This window comes from Brevibacillus parabrevis (genome assembly GCF_003710905.1).
In the GTDB taxonomy this organism is placed as follows: Bacteria; Bacillota; Bacilli; order Brevibacillales; family Brevibacillaceae; genus Brevibacillus; species Brevibacillus parabrevis.
This window is the reverse complement of record NZ_RHHV01000012.1, coordinates 465,680-485,812: the sequence shown is the minus strand read 5'-3', so window position 1 is coordinate 485,812 and position 20,133 is coordinate 465,680. Positions and strand designations below refer to the sequence as shown.

The 20,133-nt window shown below is 51.7% G+C and carries 18 protein-coding genes; all 18 read right to left on the bottom strand.

Going from position 1 to position 20,133, the window contains the following annotated elements; genetic code table 11:
• Positions 1-31 precede the first annotated feature (31 nt).
• The 18 genes from EDM60_RS18280 to EDM60_RS18195 all read right to left on the bottom strand — a co-directional run bounded on the left by EDM60_RS18280 (position 32) and on the right by EDM60_RS18195 (position 20,084).
• The gene (locus EDM60_RS18280; RefSeq protein ID WP_063227583.1) at positions 32-628 is read right to left on the bottom strand and encodes a dipicolinate synthase subunit B; all 597 of its coding nucleotides are present in this window, start codon (positions 626-628) and stop codon (positions 32-34) included.
• Positions 625-1,527 (bottom strand): dipicolinate synthase subunit DpsA, encoded by a 903-nt coding sequence (dpsA, locus tag EDM60_RS18275; RefSeq protein ID WP_122965236.1) that lies wholly within the window; start codon positions 1,525-1,527, stop codon positions 625-627. The genes EDM60_RS18280 and dpsA overlap by 4 nt, the downstream gene beginning before the upstream one ends.
• A gap of 137 nt (positions 1,528-1,664) precedes the next feature.
• Entirely contained in the window at positions 1,665-1,925 is a 261-nt protein-coding gene (locus EDM60_RS18270) for a YlmC/YmxH family sporulation protein (RefSeq protein WP_122965235.1), read from the bottom strand.
• An 89-nt stretch (positions 1,926-2,014) separates the two neighbouring features.
• Positions 2,015-3,268, bottom strand: a complete 1,254-nt coding sequence (locus tag EDM60_RS18265) for a M16 family metallopeptidase (protein WP_122965234.1) — start codon at positions 3,266-3,268, stop codon at positions 2,015-2,017.
• 115 nt (positions 3,269-3,383) lie between these two features.
• Entirely contained in the window at positions 3,384-4,355 is a 972-nt protein-coding gene (locus EDM60_RS18260; protein ID WP_122965233.1) for a polysaccharide deacetylase family protein, read from the bottom strand.
• 143 nt (positions 4,356-4,498) lie between these two features.
• Entirely contained in the window at positions 4,499-6,643 is a 2,145-nt protein-coding gene (gene pnp / locus EDM60_RS18255; protein WP_122965232.1) for a polyribonucleotide nucleotidyltransferase, read from the bottom strand.
• 261 nt (positions 6,644-6,904) lie between these two features.
• The gene (rpsO, locus tag EDM60_RS18250; RefSeq protein ID WP_063227708.1) at positions 6,905-7,174 is read right to left on the bottom strand and encodes a 30S ribosomal protein S15; all 270 of its coding nucleotides are present in this window, start codon (positions 7,172-7,174) and stop codon (positions 6,905-6,907) included.
• Positions 7,175-7,308: 134 nt separating this feature from the next.
• Positions 7,309-8,250 carry a bifunctional riboflavin kinase/FAD synthetase gene (locus EDM60_RS18245; RefSeq protein WP_063227589.1) on the bottom strand — a complete coding sequence of 314 codons (942 nt, stop codon included), beginning with the start codon at positions 8,248-8,250 and terminating at the stop codon, positions 7,309-7,311.
• Between the two features lie 3 nt (positions 8,251-8,253).
• Positions 8,254-9,180, bottom strand: a complete 927-nt coding sequence (gene truB / locus EDM60_RS18240; RefSeq protein WP_122965231.1) for a tRNA pseudouridine(55) synthase TruB — start codon at positions 9,178-9,180, stop codon at positions 8,254-8,256.
• Positions 9,173-10,168: a DHH family phosphoesterase gene (locus tag EDM60_RS18235; RefSeq protein WP_122965230.1), complete on the bottom strand. Its 996-nt coding sequence runs from the start codon at positions 10,166-10,168 to the stop codon at positions 9,173-9,175. The genes truB and EDM60_RS18235 overlap by 8 nt, the downstream gene beginning before the upstream one ends.
• Positions 10,158-10,523, bottom strand: a complete 366-nt coding sequence (rbfA, locus tag EDM60_RS18230; RefSeq protein WP_063227592.1) for a 30S ribosome-binding factor RbfA — start codon at positions 10,521-10,523, stop codon at positions 10,158-10,160. Before rbfA ends, EDM60_RS18235 begins: the two co-directional genes overlap by 11 nt.
• A 24-nt stretch (positions 10,524-10,547) precedes the next feature.
• Positions 10,548-10,829 (bottom strand): DUF503 domain-containing protein, encoded by a 282-nt coding sequence (locus tag EDM60_RS18225; RefSeq protein WP_122965229.1) that lies wholly within the window; start codon positions 10,827-10,829, stop codon positions 10,548-10,550.
• Entirely contained in the window at positions 10,829-13,408 is a 2,580-nt protein-coding gene (gene infB / locus EDM60_RS18220; RefSeq protein ID WP_122965228.1) for a translation initiation factor IF-2, read from the bottom strand. The genes EDM60_RS18225 and infB overlap by 1 nt, the downstream gene beginning before the upstream one ends.
• Before the next feature lie 21 nt (positions 13,409-13,429).
• On the bottom strand, positions 13,430-13,729 hold the full coding sequence (locus EDM60_RS18215) for a YlxQ family RNA-binding protein (protein WP_122965227.1): 300 nt from the start codon (positions 13,727-13,729) through the stop codon (positions 13,430-13,432).
• Positions 13,726-14,016, bottom strand: a complete 291-nt coding sequence (rnpM, locus tag EDM60_RS18210) for an RNase P modulator RnpM (RefSeq protein ID WP_122965226.1) — start codon at positions 14,014-14,016, stop codon at positions 13,726-13,728. The genes EDM60_RS18215 and rnpM overlap by 4 nt, the downstream gene beginning before the upstream one ends.
• Positions 14,017-14,018: 2 nt before the next feature.
• Positions 14,019-15,110, bottom strand: a complete 1,092-nt coding sequence (nusA, locus tag EDM60_RS18205) for a transcription termination factor NusA (RefSeq protein ID WP_063227596.1) — start codon at positions 15,108-15,110, stop codon at positions 14,019-14,021.
• 46 nt (positions 15,111-15,156) lie between these two features.
• The gene (gene rimP, locus EDM60_RS18200; protein ID WP_063227597.1) at positions 15,157-15,615 is read right to left on the bottom strand and encodes a ribosome maturation factor RimP; all 459 of its coding nucleotides are present in this window, start codon (positions 15,613-15,615) and stop codon (positions 15,157-15,159) included.
• A gap of 164 nt (positions 15,616-15,779) precedes the next feature.
• On the bottom strand, positions 15,780-20,084 hold the full coding sequence (locus EDM60_RS18195; protein WP_122965225.1) for a PolC-type DNA polymerase III: 4,305 nt from the start codon (positions 20,082-20,084) through the stop codon (positions 15,780-15,782).
• Between the last annotated feature and the right edge of the window lie 49 nt (positions 20,085-20,133).

Below are 20,133 nucleotides of genomic sequence, written 5' to 3'. Positions count from 1 at the left end.
AGCAGGTAAATTGTTTTTTCTGTCGTTTTGTTTAGTAGTTGAACCTTTCGATGAGCAAGGGTTGCAATTGCCTACCTTCCAATGCTGCCTCGCATGTTTCCAGTAACAGATCCATGCGGGCTACGAGCGAGTTTGGCTTTTTATCCGGAGCATCCTGCCCGAATGGCACGAAATAGATATTCTTCGCCGCCAACAGCTTGGCAATATTGGCAGCATTTAATCCCAAACCATCGTTCGTGGAGATTGCGATGACAAGCGGTCGCAAATTGCGCATGGTCGCTTTGGCCGCCATGAGGACGGCGCTGTCGGTAATCGCGTTTGCCAGGCGGCTGGTCGAGCTGCCTGTGCATGGTGCAATCAACATAACGTCCAACAATTTTGAAGGGCCCAAAGGTTCTGCCTGGGGAATCGTTGAAATCAGTTCCTCCCCTGTCAAATCCTTGATTTGCTGCTGCCAGCTTTGCGAGGTGCCAAAACGCGTATCCGTCGTCATGATTGTATTCGAAACAATCGGGATGACTCTTGCTCCAGCATCCACAAATCGCTTGATCTGCGGCATCGTCTCTTCAAACGTGCAATGCGATCCAGACAATCCGAAACCAATGGTCTTCCCCTGCAGACTGCTCATGATGATGACTCCCCCCTGGTTTTCCTCTGCTCCGCAATGAGACGAGACAAAGTCTGGGCCAAAATCTGCCCTGCGGTTTTCGGTGCAACGATTCCAGGCAATCCGGGAGCGAGAAGCGCTTTAATGCCTCTTCTTTCGGCGTATCGAAAATCTGTCCCTCCCGGTTTGGAGGCAAGATCGAGAATAAACGCCGACTGCGGCATTTGAGCGATTACCTCTGCCGTGAGTAGTAGCTGCGGGATGGTATTAAAAATGAAATCAGCATTCGTGACTTGTTGCTTTAGCTCACTGATCGGGAAGGGAGTCAATCCCATCTCATAGATGCGTGCCAAGTGTTCCTGACGCCTAGCCCCCACTCTTACACGGGCTCCCAGTGCATGCAGGGCCCGGGCCATAGACAAACCTGTTCGTCCCAATCCCAAAACAATTGACGAAGATCCATGAATCGTGATATCCGTATTTTGAATCGCCATCATCAGCGCTCCCTCCACAGTAGGGATGGAGTTGTATATGGCTACGTCATCTCGATCCAGCAGTTCCACAAGCGGAACTTGCTTGGATGCCAACAGTTTTTTCAGGTAAGGTTTAGCCATTCCCGTATATACCACACAATGCTTAGGCAAGCTCTCCACGTGTTGATCCAGAAGCTGCATTTGTTTGGAGCAAAAAATGCTTTCCACAAAGCCTTGGTCATCGGTTCCTACGATGGGCAGGATGAGGGCGTCCACGTCTTTCAACACATCGCATGTTAATGGTCTCTTCGTTGCCCCTGTAAAATTGCTTTCCAGGTTGTCGAAGCCAACTAACGTGACACTGGCGTCCAGCTGAATGCATCGCTTGATGACTTCCAGCTGGCGAGCGTCTCCGCCAATGAAGGCAACATGTATGCCCGTTAGCATGCTGCGTTCCCCTTTCCACACATTTTACTGCATTAAATGATCGGAACGCAAAGGTTTTCCTTTTGAAAAAGTTGTCGGAAGTCCGTGCGCTCTACCCCCATCCTATTCGGCTTGCGCTACTTCGGTGACAGCAGAGCCTACTTTTGCGAAGCCTGTGTCTCTTCTTGTCCGAGCGAGACGATGACCATGTCCGGACCGATTTTCACGATGGAGCTCCACGGGATCACCAGGTCTTCGCGTTTTTTGCCGAAGCCAAAAAAGCTGCTGCCTGGCAAAATGATCGACTGAATCGCGCCGTTTTCCGGCTGGATGACGAGGTCGGAGTCGCTGATCACCCCCATTTTTTCCCCGTTGTCCAAGCCGATGATTTCTTTGCCGCCCAGTTCGCTAAGCCGCATTGGCCAAGCCCCCCTTTGTCCTTGTTTGCGTTACTGTTGATATACGCAAAAAAATCCGGGCTATGCCGGATTTTTCGCAAAGGGAAAAGCTATAGCAAAATGTCGTTTTTCACGTTGGCAGGGTATCCCTCAAGCGGGCTTACCATCGCCATCGCCAGCTTCGAGCGGAACAGCTCCTGCGCGACAGCCAGGACAGATTCGTGCGAGACGCGGTCGATTTTGGCGATGATCTCGTCCAGATTGAGGTGGCGTTCCAGGAGCAGCTCGTTTTTGCCAAGGCGGCTCATCCGGCTGTTGGTGCTTTCCAGGCTGAGCATCAGGCTGCCTTTCAGCTGCTCTTTTCCTTTGTTCAGCTCTTTGTCGGAGATGCCGCGGTCAGCCACATCGCGCAGGACGTTTGTCACGATATCGAACACTTGACCCACGTGCTCAGGCGCTGTGCCCGTATACACAGTGAAAGTTCCCGCTTCCTTGTAGGAAGAATGGTACGAATAGACCGAGTATGCCAATCCCCGCTCTTCGCGAATTTCCTGGAAGAGACGCGAGCTCATGCTGCCTCCCAATACGTTGTTCAGCAAAATGAGCGAGTACACATCCGGGTGACCGACTTTAAACCCTGGCAGGGACAGGCACAAGTGCGCCTGCTCAGTCGCTTTGTTGTGGGCGATTACATTCGCAGCAAACTCGGGTTCTGACAGAGGCGCCAGCTTGCCTTGGCGCGAAAAGCCGCTGAAGCGCTTCTTGATCTCTTCAATGAGGTTGTCATCAAAGTTCCCCGCTACCGTCACCACTGTATTGGACGGAAGGTAGTGGGCGTCGATGTAGCTCAGCAAATCGTCGCGTTTCAGACTGCGCAGGACGTCTTCCGTACCCAAAATCGAGTAGCCGAGCGGGTGTTTGCTGTAAGTAGCCCTGGCAATCAAATCGTGCACAAGATCGTCAGGCGTATCCTCGTACATGCTGATTTCTTCAATGACGACATTTTTTTCTTTTTCCAGTTCCTCTGCGTCGAAGACAGAGTGGAAATACATATCGGAAAGCACGTCTAACGCGATCGGTGCGTGCTGGTCGAGCACTCGCGCATAATAGCAGGTGTACTCTTTCGATGTGAATGCGTTTACGTTTCCGCCGATCTCATCAAAAGTCTCCGCGATTTCTTTCGCAGACCGGGTACTTGTACCTTTAAAAAACATATGCTCAAGAAAATGGGAAATCCCGTTGTTTTTCTCCTGTTCATATTTCGAACCGGTCCCCACCCAGATGCCCAAAGCAACAGAGCGAACGGACGGAATTTTTTCCGTCACAATTCGAAGACCGTTTTCACATGTATGACGTTGTATCACGCAAATCCTCCTCGGTTGATCATCTCTCTATCCGCAACTTCCGGGAAATGGCTGTAAACACGTCTAACTATAGCAAACTTCTTTTGTCTCCACAATAAATGAGCTTGTTTTCCCATCACGGGAGTCGGCGGCTGGACAAAACTTCCGAGACGGTGACGGGCTGGAGCCCCTTTTTCTTGGCAATTGTCAGCAACTGGTCGAGACTCGCCTGTGACGCGGCTGTCGGGTGCATCAGCACCAATGTTCCGTTGCTCATCAAACCGCTGATCTTTTTAATCACGAAGCTGGGAGAAGGCTTTTTCCAGTCTACCGTATCCGCCGTCCACATAATCGTCTTCATCTGGTACGAGGAGTGGGCAATTTGAACCACCTGCTTGTTGAATGCACCCGAAGGAGGGGCGAACAAGATGGGCTTGATCCCCAGCGTCTTGCTGATGATCTCCTGTGTCCGACTGATCTCTTGATGAATGCGCTGCGTGCCCAGGGTGCTCATGTCAGGATGCGAGTAGGCATGGTTGCCAATCTCGTGTCCACGCTCTGCAATTTTTTTCGCCTCTTCCGGATAGCGTTTGACCCACGAGCCATCCAGAAAAAACGTCGTCTTCACTTGATGCTTATCCAACGTATCCAGCATGGAGTCCAAGTATTCGTTGCCCCAGGCCACATTTATCATGAAGGAGATCGTCGGCTTTTTCGGATTTCCGCGATAGATCGGCTGTGCGCCAAGCTGGTCAAGTGAAATCGCGGGAGGTACTTCTTTATATACCAACATTTCCGGTCCTGCTACTCCCGTTGCCAACATTTTCTCGACGGAAGCGTCCACATCGACGATTCGCCCGTTGTAGCCGGGAATGGCTTTCCATGTCGGATCAATGACCGCGTCGATCGGCGCTTCATCCCGCTCGGCTTTCCACTTCTCCACCTGGGCGCGCAACCGTTCTTTTTCATCCAAAATTTTTTCCGCCGTTACGGTCTGTTCCTTTTTCACAAAGCTGATATATTCGTGAATTGGCTGGTATTGCAGCAGCATGATCATTCCGACTGCGACAAAGACCGTAACCCAAAGCCTGCTCTTTCTTTCCGCCATCGTGGAGCCAGCCCTCCTTATGTACGTACAAGTCTCTCTTTGTCCAATGTATGAGCATACCGAGTGACTTAGACATTTTTGGCCAAAAGAAAAAAGCTTCCGTACACGAATTTCTTCGAGTGACGAAGCCTTTTGTTTGTTGATTATTCTGCTTGGGTCGGAGCATTTTCGGCCTGAGCCGCAGCTTGCTCTTTGAGTACAGCTTTGCGGGACAGATTGATGCGACCTTGATCGTCAATCTCTGTCACCTTCACTTGCACCTTGTCGCCAACAGCAACTACGTCTTCCGTCTTGGCTACGCGTTCTTCTGCCAATTGGGAGATGTGGCACAAGCCTTCTTTGCCTGCAAACAGTTCGATGAACGCTCCGTACTTCTCTACGCGCTTGACGGTTCCCAGATAAATCTGGCCGACAGCAACCTCGCGAACCAGGTCCTCGATGATTTGTTTCGCACGCAGATTCGCTTCGTGATTGATCGAAGCGATGAAAACTCGTCCATCTTGCTCGATGTCGATTTTCACGCCGGTTTCTTCGATAATCTTGTTGATGACGCGACCTTGTGGGCCGATGACATCGCGGATTTTCTCCGGATTGATCGACATGGTCAATATCTTAGGCGCATAAGGAGACAGCTCTTCACGCGGTTTGGAAATGGTGCTCATCATATGCTTCAGGATGTGCAAACGACCTTCACGCGCTTGCTCCAAAGCTTGCTCCAAGATTTCGCGGTTGATCCCGGAAATTTTGATATCCATCTGGATCGCGGTTACACCCGCTTCGGTGCCAGCCACTTTGAAGTCCATATCGCCCAAGTGGTCTTCCATGCCTTGGATGTCTGTCAAGATCGAGAAAGACTGTTCGTCCTTGCTCATGATCAAGCCCATTGCGATACCTGCTACAGGTGCTTTAATCGGTACCCCTGCATCCATCAGAGCCAATACGCTCGCGCAAATGGAAGCTTGCGACGTCGAACCGTTGGACTCGATGACTTCGGAAACCAGTCGGATCGTGTACGGGAACTCGTGTTCAGATGGAATGATCGGCTCAATCGCGCGCTCACCCAACGCCCCGTGCCCGATTTCACGACGGCCTGGAGGACGCAGTGGACGAGCTTCACCTACGCTGTATGGCGGGAAGTTGTAATGGTGCATGAATCGCTTCGACTCTTCCAGACCGAGTCCGTCCAGGATTTGCACATCACCCAGCGCCCCAAGCGTGCACACGCTCAAAGCTTGTGTTTGACCACGGGTGAACATCGCGGAACCGTGCGTACGGGACAAGATGCTTGTCTCGCTGGAAAGCGGGCGAATTTCGCCAAGAGCCCGTCCATCCGGACGAACTTTTTCTTCGGTAATGAGGCGGCGAACTTCGTCTTTGACGATGTTGCCCAACACTTCGCCAATCATCTTTTCCTGCTCCGGATAGTTTTCCGGATCTTTGGCAGCGAAATGCTCTTTCGTCTCGTCCTTGATCGCGTCAATCGCGTCGTAACGAGCCTGCTTTTCTTCAATCCGAACCGCTTCTTTCAGACGTGCTTCTGCAAATGCGCGCACAGCCTGATCGATTTCCGGATCGACTTCATGCAGGATGACTTCCATTTTTTCTTTGCCGATTTCTGCCACGATCTGGTTTTGGAACTCAACCAGCTTCTTGATAACCTCGTGACCTGTCATGATTGCTTCGAGCATGACAGACTCCGGCACTTGATTTGCGGCAGCCTCGACCATGTTGATCGCTTTGTGTGTACCTGCGACTACGAGGTGAATATCGCTTTTTTCTGCCTGCTCCACAGTCGGGTTGATGATGAACTCGCCATCAATGCGCCCAACGATGACACCGGCAATCGGACCTTCAAACGGAATTTCGGAAACGCAAAGAGCGGCAGACGTACCGATCATAGCGGCGATTTCCGGTGAGCAGTCCTGATCAACCGACAGAACAGTATTGACAATTTGTACGTCGTTACGGAATCCTTCTGCGAAAAGGGGACGAATTGGGCGGTCAATCAAGCGGCTTGCCAAAATCGCTTTTTCGCTTGGACGACCTTCTCTTTTAATAAAGCCGCCGGGAATTTTTCCGACTGCATAGAGACGTTCCTCATAGTTAACAGTCAACGGGAAAAAATCAAGAGCTTTTGGCTCTTTCGAGACTGTAACTGCAGACAGGATTGCCGTATCGCCGTACCGAACCAGAACCGATCCGTGAGCCTGTTTGGCCATTTTGCCAAATTCCAGGGTCAGCTTGCGGCCTGCCAGTTCAAAATCGTATGTACGGTATTGTTGCTCCATGATGCTAGCAGTCCTCCTTCACGACAATGTGCATATCTACACTTTGTTTTCTACCTGTATGTATTATTTCCTGCCACCATGAAAATTAAATGGTGAGCTTTGGCAGTCATTTTGGATAATAAAAAAAGCTTCTTTTGAAGCCATTTTCATCACGCTTGAATCACTTTATTTGTATCGTTTCAGAGAGCCTGACAACAGATGTGCCAAGCTCCCCTACACGATAGAAAAAGCGGGAAGAACCCGCTTTTTGCAAAACGCTGACTAGCGGCGCAGACCCAGACGGTCTACAACCGAACGATAGCGTTGAACATCTGCTTCACGCAAGTATGTCAACAGGTTACGGCGTTGACCTACCATTTTCAACAGACCACGACGGCTGTGGTGATCTTTTTTGTGCGTACGCAAGTGTCCGTTCAGGTTGTTAATGTTTTCGGTCAAGATAGCGATTTGAACTTCCGGAGAACCGGTGTCGTTGTCATGAGTACGGAACTCTTGAATCAGTTGAGTTTTACGCTCTTGAGACAATGCCATCATGACTCACCTCCTTTTTTTATATCCCGTTAGCCGAGTCTGCCGTCGGTGAGCATCGGACAGCCAAGCTGCGGTTATCTGTACAACGTTTTGAATTATAGCATACCATTTTTGAAAAAGCAAAGAGATTCGTTTTACGAGACTCCGCTCGCAAACTTTTGCTTCGCCGCGTCTACATCCCGGCCAATTTGCGCAATCAGAGCTTCCACACCAGCGAATTTTTGCTCTTCGCGGATATAGAAGAGGAACTCTACTTCTACCTCTTTGTCGTAAATCTCACCAGAGAACTCGAAAATGTGTACTTCTAGCGATTTTTCTTTTTTCTCCAGTTCAAACGTAGGCTTGATTCCCACATTCATGACCCCGTAGTAGCTTTTCGCATCGACTGTAAACCGCACTCCGTACACGCCGTTTTTGCCGATCAAATACGGAGCGTTGACCCGAACGTTTGCTGTAGGGAAGCCGATTGTGCGCCCGCGCTTGTCGCCGTGCACGACTTTGCCGCGAACCTTGTACGGACGGCCAAGCAGGTGACGCACTTGCTCTACGTTGCCGTGGTGGAGATACTCGCGAATGATCGTGCTGCTCACTTTTTCGCCCAAGCGGTTAACCGGGCTGATGATGTCGAGGCCATAGCGGCCTTTGCTCATCTCCTGCAGCGTGTGGGCCGTTCCCATTCCTCTGTATCCAAAAGTGTAATCAAATCCGACCACAACATGCTGGCAAGCGAGCGGGAGCATGCACTCGGTAATGAAGTCCTCCGGGTAAACCGCAGCAAACCCGATATCGAACTTCATGACATACGTCGTGTCTACCCCCATCTTCTCGAATTGTTCCAGTTTGTCCGACAGAGGAGTCAGGTAGCTCGTATAGCCGCTCTGCCCAAGAACCTCGCGCGGATGAGGGTCAAAAGTCAGAACGGTACTTTCCCATCCGTTCGCTTTTGCTGTATCAATCGCCTTTTGAATGACTCGGCGATGTCCAATATGTACACCATCGAAGTAGCCAAGTGCAATTGCGCACGGCTTCGCTTGCAATTCATTCGGTAGTGGATAGGTCAGGGAGATCGTTTTCACGGTTTACACCTCGGCTGGAAAGACTTTTTCTGCTTTGGCGAAAAGACCTTTGTCCCCACGGCACACGCGATGAATGCCAAGCAGCTCTTCCCCTGCAAACAGGCAGATCAAGCTGCCAACCTCGGCCGTTACACCCGGCAGTGCAGTCGCCAGTCCGTTGCGTACCGCGCGGGTTCGCTCCGGCTTGACCTGATAAGACGGCAAAAATGAAATCGCCTGTGGGATGGAGACAAGATAACGGGAGAGATCCTCCCCATTGGCAGCCCGCTCCTCCAGTTCCTGAAGAGGAATCGCCTCCCCTTCCATGAACGGACCGCTCTTGATTCGCCGAAGCAGCTTCATATGGGCAGGATACCCCAGAGAGCGTCCGAGGTCAACACATAAGGTGCGCATGTATGTACCTTTCGAGCACGTGCAGGAGAAAGAGATGTCGACATAGTCTTGGTCTGTCTTGATCTCGTGAAGCGTCAACTCGTAAAGCGTAACTTTGCGCGCCTGTCTCTCAATCACAGTGCCTTCTCGCGCCAAGTCGTAAAGACGCTTTCCGTTTACTTTGACGGCTGAAAACATCGGCGGCACTTGTTCGATTTCACCCAAAAAGGAGGCAAACAAGCTTTCGATGCGCTCCTGCGTAATGGACGCAGCGTCTACTTGCGCCTGTTCCAGCAGCTCTCCCGAAGCGTCCTCCGTCGTAGTCGCGGAGCCGAGGCGCATGACCACCGAATAGCGCTTGGGCAGTTCTTGCAAATACTCCACCAGCCGGGTAGCGTTCCCGACACATATCGGGAGCACTCCGGTCACATCCGGATCGAGTGTTCCCGTATGCCCGACTTTTTTTGTACCATACAGCCGACGGATACGCGCCACGCAGTCGTGGGAGGTCATACCCGCCGGCTTGTCGATTACCAGCACGCCATGGTTGCTACTCATCGTGTTTCACTCCTAATGCTGGTTCCAATACGTCCCATACCTTTTGCTTCGCTTCTGCAATCGTTCCCTTGACCGTGCAGCCGGATGCTTTGGCATGCCCTCCGCCGCCAAGCTGCTTGGCGATGGCAGACACGTCGACGCGATCGCGGGCGCGCATACTCACCTTGACGACTCCCGGCTCTGCCTCGACAAAAGAAACGCCTACCTCGACGCCCTCGATATTGCGGCAGTAGTTCACCAGACCACCCGCATCCTCGCGTTGGGCATTTGCTTCCGAAAAATCGCCGACAGATACGGCAATCGAAGCGACGAGACTTCCATGAGACAGCTCCAGCGTCTGCAGCGCACGCCGCAACACTTTGACATGGGCAAAAGTGATCTCTTCCAGGCAGCGCTCCGCAACCTCGCCCGGCTTCACGCCATAGCTGAGCAAGCGTGCGGCAATTTCCATGACGCGCGGCGTCGTGTTGGAATAGCGAAAACCGCCTGTGTCCGTCAAAAGCCCTGTGTAGATGCACAGAGCGAGTTCTTCGTTAAAAGCAATCCCCGCCTGCTCTGCCACATCGAACAAAATCTCCGCCGTAGCTGCCGCTTCCGGACGAACGAGATTGACGCTTCCGAAATCGTCATTTGTCGGATGATGATCAATATTCAACAAAGCGGCTCCAGAAGCAAATAAAGACCGTACATCGCCCATCCGTGACTCATCGGCACAGTCTACGGCGATTACGGCCTCAAATGTTTCAGCAAGCGGTTGTTTGCGAAGGTCCCGCAAGCGGTCAAAACGCGGCAAAAAGTTGAACTTGAGCGGCGTTTCCCCTTCGTTTACCACCACGTATTCTTTTCCCAGCTGCTCTAGCATGAGCACGACTCCCAGTGCGGAGCCGGTAGCATCGCCATCTGGACTGATATGGGAAAGAACCAGGAAGCGGTTATGCTCCCGCAAAAAACGGGCCGCTTCCTCTACTGTTGCTTGATTACGATTCATCCTGTTTCTCTCCTTCTGTGGAGATTTCCCGCAGGATCGACTCAATTTTGGTACCGTAGTCAATCGACTCGTCCAGCTTGAAGACGAAATCAGGGATATGGCGCAGCTTCACGCGTTTGCCAATTTCGGTACGCAGGTAGCCTTTTGCTTTTGTCAGTCCTGCCAGAGAGGCTTTGCGCTCTTCCTCAGACCCAAAAATGCTGACGAATACTTTGGCAAGCTGAAGATCGCTGCTTACTTCTACATCCGTTACTGTGACAAAGCCGACGCGAGGATCTTTCAATCCACGCTGCAAAACGAGGCTCAGTTCTTTTTTGATTTCTTCACCGACGCGGCTAATCCGTGTTTTGTTCATTTACTCTCACCTCCGCTGGCTGTCCTATTCGTAGTATTCCGTATCGACCCGAATCAACTCGGCATCGGGATGGTTTTCCACAAATCGCACCACAGCCTGCATTTCTTGTTGTAAAAATGACATTTCATTAGCAACGGCAGCGATACCCAACACGGTACGCTGCCACTGCTCGTAATAAGCCACCTCAGCTGCGGAGACATTGAAACGGCTTCGCAGCTTGGCAATCAGACTTTTGACGATGGCCCGTTTTTCTTTCAAGTTTTGGCAAGCGGGCAGAAACAGTTCGATCTGCACCCCTACTATCATTATTGCTTCACTTCAACCATGACGAAAGCTTCGACAACGTCGCCAACTTTCAGGTCTTGGAAGCGTTCCAAGGTCAGACCGCACTCGTAACCTGCGTTTACGTCTTTAGCGTCATCCTTGAAGCGTTTCAAGGTGTCCAGCTTGCCTTCGTAAATGACGATGCCTTCGCGAATCAGACGGGCACCTGCATCACGGCTCAGCTTGCCTTCGGTTACATAGCAACCAGCGATGTTTCCGACTTTGGATACTTTGAATACTTCGCGGATTTCTGCCTGACCGATGATGTTTTCTTTGTAAACAGGGTCCAGCATGCCTTTCAGGGCTTGCTCGATCTCTTCGATGACGGTGTAGATAACGCGGTGCAGGCGAATGTCGATCTTCTCTTGTTCAGCCATGCTGCGAGCGTTTGGCTCAGGACGCACGTTGAAACCGATGATGATGGCATTCGATGCGTTCGCCAAGGTTACGTCGGACTCGGTAATCGCTCCGACACCAGTGTGAATGATCTTCACGCGGGTACCGTTGACGTCGATCTTTTCCAGGGAGCCGCGCAGAGCTTCTACAGAACCTTGCACGTCGCCTTTTACGATCAGGTTCAGCTCTTTGATATCGCCTTCCTGAATGTGTTGGAACAGATCGTCCAGCGATACGCGAGAGCTTTCGCGGCGCTCGGATTCGCGCTGTTTGACTGCGCGGGCTTCCCCGATCGCACGAGCTTTTTTCTCGTCTTCAAATACGCGGAACTGGTCGCCAGCTTGCGGCACATCGTTCAAACCTGTGATTTCCACTGGTGTAGATGGGCCTGCTTCTTTCAGACGACGGCCTTTGTCGTTCACCATCGCACGAACACGGCCATAAGCAGAACCAACTACGATCGGATCGCCGACACGCAGTGTTCCTTGCTGTACCAGGATGGTCGCTACAGGACCGCGGCCTTTGTCCAGCTCGGCTTCTACTACCGTACCACGCGCGCGCTTGTCAGGGTTTGCTTTCAGCTCCTGAACTTCTGCGACGAGCAAAATGTACTCCAGCAATTCTTCGATACCTGTACGCTGTTTGGCAGACAGAGGAGAGAAAATGGTTTCGCCGCCCCATTCTTCTGCAACCAGTTCATACTCGGTCAGTTCTTGCTTGATCCGGTCGATGTTGGCTTCCGGTTTGTCAACCTTGTTCACAGCTACGATGATCGGAACGTTCGCTGCTTTCGCATGGCTGATCGCTTCAACGGTTTGTGGCATGACACCGTCATCGGCTGCAACCACGAGAATCGTGATGTCCGTAATTTGCGCACCGCGTGCACGCATCGTTGTGAACGCCGCGTGACCAGGCGTATCGAGGAACGTGATCTTCTTGCCTTTGATCTCTACCTGGTAAGCACCGATGTGCTGGGTGATACCGCCTGCTTCGCCTGCTACTACGTTGGTAGAGCGGATGGCGTCGAGCAAAGTCGTTTTTCCGTGGTCAACGTGACCCATGATGGTAACAACCGGAGGACGCTCCAAAAGGGTTTCTGGCGCATCTACTTCTTCCAGCGTTTCGAAGTTTGTCTCGTCGATGATGATTTTTTCTTCCACTTCTACGCCGTAGTCAGCGCAGATCAACTCAATCGCTTCGCGTTCCAAATATTGGTTGATCGTTGCCATGATCCCCAAATTAAACAACTTTTTGATGATTTCCGCCGGTTCTCTGCGCAGTTTCACAGCCAACTCGTTCACTGTCAAGGAATCGGTAAAAGTGATTTTCGTTGGTGGTTCAATCACAGGGCGCTGCGCTTTTTGGGCACCGCGCTGGTTGTGATTGCCGCCACGACGGTTGTTTTGGTTGTTGCGGTTATTGCCGCCACGGAAAGGCTGGCTCTTTTTATTGTCTTCAAACGTCTTTTGCGTTTGCGGCGCTTTTTTGATTTTCTCGCGCTTTTCCATACCGACGTTGGATGGGAGTTTTACTTTGTCTTCAAACTCATCACCTGTGCGCGTCTCGGTTTGGCTGGTCGCAGCAGCCTGTTGCGGAGGACGCTGTTGGTTTTGCGGTCTTTGCTGTTGGTTCTGTGGTCTTTGTTGGCCTTGGCCTTGTGGTCGTTGTTGGTTTTGCGGTTTGCGGTCACTCGGTTTCGCAGGTTGACTTCTCATATGGTTTGGTCTTCTCTCCTGATTCTTCCCCTGATTTTTTCCATGTTGAGGACTTTGCTGATCGGGCTGTTTTCCACTTGCTGTGGTGTTGACTGGACGATTGTTGCTGGTAGCAAAACCGCCGCGATCGTTTTGTCTATCGCTTTTGGCAGCTTGTGACTGCTGACCTTGCCCCGGCTGTTGCTGGGATGGGGTCTGCTGTCCTCTGGATTGGTTGGGGCGTCGTTGTTCGTCCATTGGCTTTGGTCTTGCATCACTTGGCGTATTGCGTCCTTCCGGCTTGGAACCGGCGCGCAATTTGGCCATGTGATCCTCGATCCGCTTAATCGTCCCTTCTTCCATGATACTCATATGATTTGCTACTTCTATGTTCAATCGCTTTAGCAAATTGAGGATTTCCTTACTGCTCATGTTGTGCTGTTTGGCATATTCATACACACGTGTCTTCAAATAAACTTCACCCTTTCTAAGTTAGGTGAGCAGACGCTGAATGCTTTCAGCCAACTTCCCATCGGTCACCGCCACGGTAACGCGCCCATCTTTTCCGATTGCGTGTCCCAATGAATGTCGGTCGCCTGTGGTTATACATGAGACCCCGTAATAGGAACATTTATCCTTGACTTTTTTGGCGGTATTGTCTGATGCATCTGATGCGAGCAAAACCAGACGAGCCTGGCCATTGCGGATAGACGTAATGACCAATTCCTCTCCTGTCACGATTTTTCTCGCGCGCATCGCAATTCCGAGCAGCTGAGCTGCCTTCGGGATCATCGTCCCATCATCTCCAGCCACTTCTCGCGAAAAGCGTCATACTTTTCTTCCGCGATGGACATGTTGAGGGCACGTTCCAGCACTTTTTTCCATTTTCCCGATGCGAACGCATCCGGCTTCAGACAGCTTTCCTGCCGACACACATAGGTACCGCGTCCTGCCGCCTTTCCCGTCAGATCGATGACGATCTCTTCAGCCGGCGTTCGGACCACACGGATCAATTCCTTTTTCGGAAACATTCCTTGGCAAACAATGCATTTACGCAAAGGGATCTTTTTTTGCTTCATGACTATTCGTTGTCGACTCCTTCATCGCCCTCTACTTCTTTCGGGTAGACGATGCCTTCTTGATCTGCCTGGGATTCGCTCTTGATGTCGATCTTCCAGCCAGTCAGCTTGGCAGCGAGACGAGCGTTTTGTCCACGTTTACCGATCGCAAGCGACAATTGGTAATCCGGCACGATGACACGGGTTACTTTTTCCGCGAGGTTGACTTCAACGTGAAGCACTTTCGCCGGGCTGAGCGCGTTGGCTACGTACTCGGCCGGATCTTCAGACCAGCGGACGATGTCGATTTTCTCGCCCTTCAGCTCGGTGACGATCGTCTGTACGCGCATGCCTTTTGGACCAACACATGCCCCTACAGGATCTACATCCGGGTTGATGGAATGAACAGCGATTTTGGAACGGTCGCCTGCTTCGCGAGCAACGGACTTGATTTCAACCACACCATCGTAAATCTCTGGCACTTCCAATTCAAAGAGGCGCTTCAAAAGTCCCGGATGAGTACGGGAAACGACGATTTGCGGACCCTTGGTGGTTTTTTCTACTTTAATGATGTATGCCTTCACGCGATCTTGCGACTTGAAATCTTCGGACGGCATTTTCTCGGTGATCGGCATAACAGCTTCCGCTTTGCCAAGATCGATGTAATAATTGCGGGCGTCCATGCGTTGGACAACCCCTGTAACGATATCGTCTTCGCGCTCGATAAACTCGCTGTAAATGAGGCCGCGCTCCGCTTCGCGAATGCGCTGTGTCACCACTTGCTTCGCGGTTTGTGCAGCAATTCGTCCGAAGTCACGAGGCGTAACCTCGATTTCCACGATATCTTCCAGTCTAAAATTCGGATCGATTTCTTGGGCAGCTTCCTGGGAAATCTCCAGGCGCGGGTCAAAAACTTCTTCCACCACTTCTTTGCGTGCATACACGCGAACCATACCTGAATGACGATTTACATCCACCCGTACATTTTGGGCCGAGTTGAAGTTACGTTTGTATCCAGAGATAAGAGCCGCTTCGATGGCCTCGATCAGCACGTCTTTGGTGATGCCTTTCTCTCTCTCAATGGCTTCTAGAGCCTCGATAAAATCGCCGTTCATGACTTTCGTTGCCTCCTCCTTTACTTACCCACCGGCCACCAGCAATCTAGAAAACGATTGCCATTCGTGCCGTGTCAATTTGCTCTTGGGAAATCACGTACGTTTTTTTCGCTTCTTTAACAGTCAGTTTGCCGTCCTCGTACGATATCAGTTCGCCCTCGAACTGGCTTGCTCCTTCTATCGGCTCTTTGGTTGTAATGTGCACATGCCTGCCGACAGCTTTGGTAAAATCCTTATCCTTGCGCAACGGACGCTCAGCACCCGGCGAAGATACTTCCAAAAAATATGCAGTCGGAATCGGATCTACTTCGTCAAGTTTTTGACTCAGCTTCTCGCTGACAAGGCTGCAGTCATCGATGTCGATGTTGCCAGTTTCATTGTCGATAAACACGCGCAGAAACCAGTTGCTGCCTTCCTTTTTGTACTCGATGTCAACCAGTTCCAAACCCAATTCGTCAACAATGGGCGTGACCAGTTCGGTGACGATGCCCGTTACCTTGCTCAAGCAAGTACCTCCTTTACGATTGAACCATGAGGTGTAACCAGAAAGAAAGAGTGGGTTTCCCCACTCTCGATCTGCCATGCGTATAAAACCAGTATTTCCAAAAAAATTATAGCATAACAGCCCTTCGCTGACAACCTTTGGATACGCGGGCCCGCTAGGCCGGACTAGAACAGCGACAGCTGGTTCGATTCCGGCAGTCCTTTCAGAGCGCCTTGTTCCTCCAGGTACTCCAAAATCGTCTTGGAGATGCGGGAACGGGACAGCAGGTCTTCCTTCGACAAAAACTCTCCTTGTTCTCTCGCCTCCACGATGCTGATCGCAGCGTTCGTGCCCAAGCCTGGCAAAGCGTTGAACGGAGCAATCAGCGAGTCGCCTTTGATCAGGAAGCGTGTCGCGTCCGATTCATACAGGTCGACGTTGGCAAACCGGAAGCCGCGCTCCACCATCTCCAGCGCCATCTCCAGCACGGTCAACAGCGCTTTCTCTTTCGGCTGCGCGTCGTGGCCCTTGCCTTCGATTTCGTCGATTTTTTGCCGGATGGCAGCGGAGCCTTTGACCATCAACGGGATATCGAAGTCATCTGCCCGCACAGTGAAGTAAGTCGCGTAAAATTCAAGCGGACGATGCACCTTGAAGTAGGCAATCCGCACAGCCATCATCACGTAAGCCGTGGCGTGGGCTTTCGGGAACATGTACTTGATGCGCTGGCAAGACTGGATGTACCAATCCGGTACGTTGTTTTTGCGCATTTCTTCCTGATCCTCTTCCGGCACACCTTTCCCTTTCCGCACAGACTCCATGATTTTGAATGCGCGGGACGGTTCCAAACCTTTATAGATCAAATAAACCATGATGTCGTCACGACAACCGATAACTTCAGGCAGTTTGCATATGCCGTTGCGGATCAAATCCTGGGCGTTGTTCAACCATACATCCGTACCGTGAGACAACCCGGAAATCTGGACAAGCTCGGCGAATGTCGTCGGCTTCGTATCCTCAAGCATCTGGCGAACGAACTTGGTTCCAAACTCGGGGATTCCAAGCGTTCCCATATTCGTCCCAATCTGCTCCGGTGTCACACCCAATGCTTCTGTCGAGCTGAAAATGGACATCGTCTTCTTGTCGTCGAGCGGGATCGTTTTCGGGTCCATGCCTGTCAAGTCTTGCAGCATGCGAATGACGGTCGGGTCGTCGTGTCCGAGAATATCGAGTTTCAGCAAGTTGTCATGGATCGAGTGGAAGTCGAAATGAGTCGTGCGCCACTCGGATTCATTATCATCTGCCGGGAACTGGATCGGACAAAAATCTTCAATTTCCATGTAGTCAGGAACAACAATAATTCCGCCCGGGTGCTGCCCAGTCGTCCGTTTGACGCCCGTGCATCCGTTCACGATCCGGGATATCTCTGCATTGCGCAAAGTCATGCCCCGCTCATCAGCGTACTTTCTCACATAGCCGTACGCTGTCTTCTCCGCGACAGTACCGATCGTTCCTGCGCGATATACGTAGTCTGCGCCGAAAAGCTCTTGCGTGTATTTATGGGCTCGCGGCTGATAGTCACCCGAGAAGTTCAAGTCAATATCGGGAACTTTGTCTCCCTTGAAGCCAAGGAACGTCTCGAACGGAATGTCCTGTCCGTCTTTTGCAAAGCTGGTTCCGCACTGCGGGCACTCTTTGTCAGGCAAGTCGAAACCGGAAGCGATGGAACCGTCCGTAATAAATTCGCTATGCTTGCAATTCGGGCAGCGATAGTGCGGCGGCAGCGGATTTACCTCGGTAATTTCCGACATCGTCGCCACGAAGGACGACCCGACCGAACCACGCGATCCGACCAGGTAACCATCCTGAAGCGACTTGGTCACCAGACGCTGCGAAATCAAGTAAATAACCCCGAAGCCGTGCGTGATGATACTGTTCAGTTCCTTTTCCAGACGCTTTTCCACCAGCTCCGGCAATGGATCGCCGTAGAGCAGCTTCGCCTTGTTGTAGCACATTTCCCGCAGTTCATCATCTGCTCCCTCGATAATCGGGGTGTACAGCTTGTCTGGAATCGGGCTGACGTCCTCGATCATGTCGGCTATGGCATTGGTGTTCGTCACGACGATTTCTTTGGCCAGCTCTTCGCCGAGGTAGGAAAAGGACTCCAGCATTTCATCTGTCGTGTGCAAATACAAAGGCGGTTGATTCCCCGCTGTCGGATCGCCTTTTGACAACAGGAACACATCGCGGAAAATTTCATCCTGTGGATTGAGAAAATGAACATCGCCTGTCGCAGCGACCAGCTTGCCCATCTCTTTTCCCATGTCCACGATCATTTTGTGATAGTTTTTCATCGTCTCCAGCGAAGGAATCTCTTCGTTGCGGAGCAGCGGCGAGTAATGAGCGATAGGCTGAATCTCCAGGAAATCGTAAAAAGCAGCGACTTCCTTCAATTCTTCGGGCGACTTCCCGCGCAAAATCGACTGCATCAGCTCTCCGTCTTTGCACGCCGTCCCGATCAGCAAGCCTTCGCGGTATTTGCTCAGCTGGCTGCGCTGGATGCGAGGCCAACGGAAGAACGTCTCCACGTGAGAGCGGCTGACGAGCTTGTACAAGTTTTTGAGACCTTCCTTGTTTTTCACCAAAATCGTGGCATGGAAAGGACGTCCGCTCTTGTAATCGGCTTCTTCGTTGCTTTTTTCGTTCAGCTCGGCGAGCGACTTGATCTGCGCTTCCTTGATATCTTTAAGCATTTGCTGGAAGACGTGTGCGAGTGCGACTGTATCGTCCAACGCCCGGTGAGCGTTGATCAGCTCGACATTAAACTTCTTGGCGAGTGAACCGAGACGGTAGTTGCGCATGCCTTTGTACATCATCCGCGCCAGGGGCAATGTATCCAAAAACGGGTTGTTCCACGGCTCCATCCCGATGCGCTTGGCACACGCGTTAATAAACGCCTTGTCAAACTCGGCGTTATGCGCAACCAGCACGGCATCGCCGGTAAAATCCTTGAACTTGCGAAGCACGACGTCGAGCGTGTCTTGACCGCGCAGCATCTCGTTCGTAATCCCCGTGATCTCCGTCGTCTTTGGCCCGATCTCCAGTTGCGGATCGATCAGCTCTGTCCATTGATCGACAATTTCCGACCCTTTCATTTTTACCGCAGCGATCTCGATAATCGTGTGCTCGGCAGCATTCAGCCCCGTCGTCTCCGTATCGAACACGACGTATTCTGTCGTCTCGTCGATTGGCAAGTTGTTGTCTGCATTCAAGTTGTAGACGATGTCGATGCCATCTTCCACCACGTAGGCTTCCATGCCGAGAATGCACTTGATGTTGTTTTTCTTCGCGATCGAATACGCCTCCGGGAACGCCTGCACAACCCCGTGGTCGGTAATCGCGATCGCCTTATGACCCCATTTGGCCGCTGTGGAAACAAGCGACTTGACGGAAGCTACTGCGTCCAGCGCGCTCATCGGCGTGTGGCAATGCAGCTCCACCCGCTTTTCTTCCGCCTGGTCGCGGCGAATGACCTGCTCGATCTGGTTCAAGTCATTGGCATTCATCACCAGCTCGCGGATAAAGGTGTCATGCTGAACGCTCCCGCGCACCTTGACCCACATGCCGTCTTTGAGTGCTTCCAGCATCTTGACGTCTTCTTTGTCACGCGAAAACATTTTGACCGTCAATGAATCCGTATAGTCTGACACGTTGAACGTCAGCAAGTGACGGCCGCTGCGCAGCTCTTTTACTTCCACGTTGAACACGGCACCCTGAATCACGATTCGGCGCTCTTCCTCCTGAATCTCGCAGATCGGGATCGGAGCGTCTTTGATCTCGTAGCCCATCATCAATGTCGTGATGGCTTCTGTTTTGTCGGAGCCTTTGCTTTCCTGGGCTGCCGCCGTCATGACGACTTCAACCAGTGCCCGCTCTTCTTCATTCCGCTGCTCGACAAAAGCCTGGTACGCTTCATCGCTCTCCTCACCATGAAAGGAAAACCGCATGGAAGTATCCGTCGCTTTTTGGAAAGCGGCAAGCAATTCGTTGTCAGCGCGCTTTCGCTTGGCTACTTCGACTGTCATCTCGGTCGGCAAATACACTTTTACTTCTTGCTGTTCCACCTGTTTTCTCGCGGTACGCAACGTTGCAGCCAAGGAATTGAGCGTCGGCTCCAGTCCCCCGACGAGCAAGTCCCAATACTGCTCCACGACAAAATCAAGCGCAGGCTTCTGCCTGTAGCAAAACCTGGCATCGACTTTCGCCAGATGGGAGAAGGACTGCGTCAATCGCTTCGTGAAAGCTGCATAAGCTTCGACGGGCAAAAGCTTGGGCAATGTAAAATGGAAAACCCACTCTTTGTTTTGTTTGTACAGCTCCAGCTTGTCGATCTGCCCGTCAAGAAAATAGCGGTTGACCCATTCTTCAGGTACTTCCATTTGCTTGAGTAACAGAGAGAAACGCTGTTTTTGCTCTTGTATACGGTCCACGGTATTCCACCCTCCCAAAAACAAGAAAAAGAGGTACTCCCATTGTGAC